We start from the raw sequence: 2,077 nt of genomic DNA on the forward strand, positions 1-2,077 counted from the left end.
CTGATAGTAAATTCTTTACTCTTAATATTATAGGGGATATAAATGATAAAGTCAACAAAAAAGTGCTAAGTTATATCTGAATGTATAACTCGTCTGAGGACGAAAATTTAGATGCGTTTGCCCTGCCACTCCTCTTCCTTCTTCGCCGTCTTTTTCTTCTTCTGACTTACTTCCTTTCTTAATAATTTAGTATTGTGTCCCCAGAATTCCTTTGATAAAGTCAACAAAAAAGTGCTAAGTTATATCTGAATGTATAACTCGTCTGAGGACGAAAATTTAGATGCGTTTGCCCTGCCACTCCTCTTCCTTCTTCGCCGTCTTTTTCTTCTTCTGACTTACTTCCTTTCTTAATAATTTAGTATTGTGTCCCCAGAATTCCTTGTTCCCCAGAATTCCACCCTCCTTGCTGGCTAAAGTACCTCATTTCAGAATACCAATTCACAATTCAAGATGCGATTCTATTCTCTCTTTTTCTTTTCTTCTATCTTACCGAATTATTGTGCATTCCACATTCACGGTTTAACTCCACTCCTCTTCCTTCTTCGCCGTCTTTTTCTTCTTCTGACTTACTTCCTTTCTTAATAATTTAGTATTGTGTCCCCAGAATTCCACCTGTCCCCAGAATTCCACCAGAATTCCAAAATAATCTGGTGAGAGATTTCGCGAATGTAACTCATCATGATACTGATAAGCTACCTTGTCATCAATCTCGTCATCCATCAAGATTACAATCTTGACATCACATAAAGACCTTACCAGTAACTTTACACCCCTATTTACCATTTCTTTAGAGGCAATCAGTTCAATATGAACGCTTTTATCCTTCAGATGGACGATCATATCTGCTCGACCTTTAAATACAAAATTAGACTCAAGCTTCACAAAGGCATCTGGATAGAGCCCTCGAAAGATTCTTCTTACTCTTTCTTCTACCATCCAATGTAGTTCTTTTTTGGACCTAAGAACTGCTTCTTTTAACTTTTCAAACGAGAGAAAACAAAATTTGTCCTTCTCCATTATTGACCACCTGTTGATGTCTAACAAGTTATTATCTGAACGGCTATTACAAATAATATCATAAAGTTTTCACTTCGTCAATAGAAAAAAACTTGATGTTGTCATTACAATTTATCCGGGACTAATTATGTAAAATTGGATATTAGTCCCGACGTGTCAACAACATCAAAAACTTTCTGGGATATCAGGTTGAGGAAAATATCAATCCCTGTCGCCTTATTTTTTACTCCAATTCAAAATTTCTAATCCTTTGATATTTCTAAAATGTTCTTCATTATTGGTCACAAGAACAAGATTGTTTGACAGAGCAACACCTGCAATAAGGATATCAATATCATCTATCAGTCTTCCTTTTTTTCGCAAATTAGTGTATAAATCCGATGAAATCATAACTGATTCTTTAGTTAAAGATAGAACAGTATTATGCTTTGTAAACTCAAGAAACGAATCCAGTTGTTTCGATGCGTCTCTGTATTTTAAACCACTAAGAATTTCATAGTAGGTAATGATACTCAGATTTATTTTTTCGTATTGGTTAAGATATTTTTTAAAATTAGAGACAACATTATCTTGGTTCCTAAAGAACAGAGATAAGATGTCTGTATCAACTAATACTGGTTCCACCGCCTCGTCTCCTTGAAAAAGCCTGACTTCTCCGTTGTCTGGTTTCTTCTAAAAAATTATTAAATACATCTTCAGGAATATCATCCCAGCAACCGGCAAATTGCATTATCTGGTTAATATTCACTTTAGATTTTTGCAAGCCTACCCAAAAATAATGAATAACATCGTATATCTCTGACAGTTTATCTTCTGGAATAAGTTTAATTTCTTCCATTACTTTATCACGGATAACTGATTCTCTCATTTAAAATCACTCCTTTGTTGTATAATTTTGGTATAGTCGATCACCATCCCCTTTTTGCAATTTTGTCTAACGATTGATCTCACCTGCTGTGAGGGGGAATTACCACTAAACTTTGTAAGCAAGATAAAACTCTGGGAAATTACAAAACTATCTCAATCACGCCACAGCCCCTCGCAGTCAGGTGCAGCGATT

At 35.2% G+C, this 2,077-nt stretch carries 3 protein-coding genes; all 3 read right to left on the bottom strand.

The window, feature by feature from the left end; translation table 11 throughout:
- Positions 1–519: 519 nt before the first annotated feature.
- Positions 520–1,017: a hypothetical protein gene (locus AB1414_19875; GenBank protein MEW6609672.1), complete on the bottom strand. Its 498-nt coding sequence runs from the start codon at positions 1,015–1,017 to the stop codon at positions 520–522.
- A gap of 216 nt (positions 1,018–1,233) precedes the next feature.
- Positions 1,234–1,641 (bottom strand): type II toxin-antitoxin system VapC family toxin, encoded by a 408-nt coding sequence (locus AB1414_19880; protein MEW6609673.1) that lies wholly within the window; start codon positions 1,639–1,641, stop codon positions 1,234–1,236.
- Positions 1,622–1,885, bottom strand: coding sequence for a hypothetical protein (locus AB1414_19885; GenBank protein MEW6609674.1), 264 nt, complete (start codon positions 1,883–1,885; stop codon positions 1,622–1,624). Before AB1414_19885 ends, AB1414_19880 begins: the two co-directional genes overlap by 20 nt.
- Between the last annotated feature and the right edge of the window lie 192 nt (positions 1,886–2,077).

This window comes from bacterium, assembly GCA_040755795.1.
Taxonomy (GTDB): Bacteria; UBA9089; CG2-30-40-21; order CG2-30-40-21; family SBAY01; genus JBFLXS01.